The 1,058-nt window shown below is 35.2% G+C and carries 1 protein-coding gene and 1 pseudogene; one reads left to right on the forward strand and one right to left on the reverse strand.

Features of this window, described 5'->3' with window-relative positions; all coding sequences use genetic code 11:
* A pseudogene (locus ACFINC_RS09800) lies at nt 1-717 on the forward strand (ATP-binding protein); the annotation flags it as partial.
* Nucleotides 718-747: 30 nt separating this feature from the next.
* On the opposite strand, the gene ACFINC_RS09805 reads toward ACFINC_RS09800, so the two are convergent.
* On the reverse strand, nt 748-1,029 hold the full coding sequence (locus ACFINC_RS09805) for a type II toxin-antitoxin system YafQ family toxin (RefSeq protein WP_375617090.1): 282 nt from the start codon (nt 1,027-1,029) through the stop codon (nt 748-750).
* Nucleotides 1,030-1,058: the final 29 nt, after the last annotated feature.

The raw sequence follows: 1,058 nt of genomic DNA on the forward strand, positions 1-1,058 counted from the left end.
GAAACAAGACAGTTAGCAGAGTATGTTATACGTCGTAAAGTTATACTTGATATTTTAGGAGAATTAGTAATAGAGGTTAAGAAAAATGTTAACGGTCAAGACGTACCGCATTTAGAGAAAACGTTGCATGAACTTATTTGTCCAATGCGTGTTAGGGGGGATGATCCTAAATCTCAAGAAAATTTAACGCATGATTTATGGATTATTGATGAGCGATTAACATTTACAAGATACTTCGCTTCGGATATGCCTATCAAAAAAATCGCAAAGAATAGTACAGAAAAAGGTCGTCCTGATTTATTATGTTATGATCAATTATATGCTTTAGGACTTGAAGGTCGTCTTGATGCAGATCTGGATAAGTTAATGTTGGTGGAGTTTAAAAGACCAGGTCAGAAAAAATATAAAGCGGGTTACTCCCCCATGAATCAAATAAACAAATACCTCAATGAACTTAAAGGAAAAAGTATAAAGACATTTGATAATAAAAAAATAAATATTTCAGAGCAGTGTGTTTTTTATTGTTATATTATTGCTGATATAGAAGGTGAACTTAAAACGCAAACGTCAACATGGCAGAAAACAGCTAATGGGCGAGGGAGAACTAATCCTCTACAAGGTGATTTTCGAGGATCCGTTGAAATAATAGAGTGGAGTGATTTAGTGGCGGATGCAAAATTAAGGAATGAAGCATTTATTTCTACATTAAAGATTTAAAACAATAGTTTTCAAAAACTTGAAAAATTATCATAAACGCAGTTCAGAATGTGAACCAAGCCGTAAAAGTTCTAAAGTTTCATCATCAGGCTTTCGATAGATCAAAAGGAGATCTGGTTTAATATGGCAATCACGACAGTTTCGCCATTGCCCTGTTAGTGCGTGATCTCTCCACTGCATTTTTAAGGGTTCGTTTTCCGCTAATGCTTTGATCACCACCAGCAAATCTGTCTCTAATGTATCAGCATATCGCCCTTTACTTTCACGTTTCAGATCACGCCGAAAAGATTTAGTATAAATAATTTCCGGCATCGCTAGCCAAAGTCACTTTTCAGACTTAC

It is taken from the genome of Bartonella sp. AP58NXGY, from assembly GCF_042195785.1.
Lineage (GTDB): Bacteria > Pseudomonadota > Alphaproteobacteria > Rhizobiales > Rhizobiaceae > Bartonella.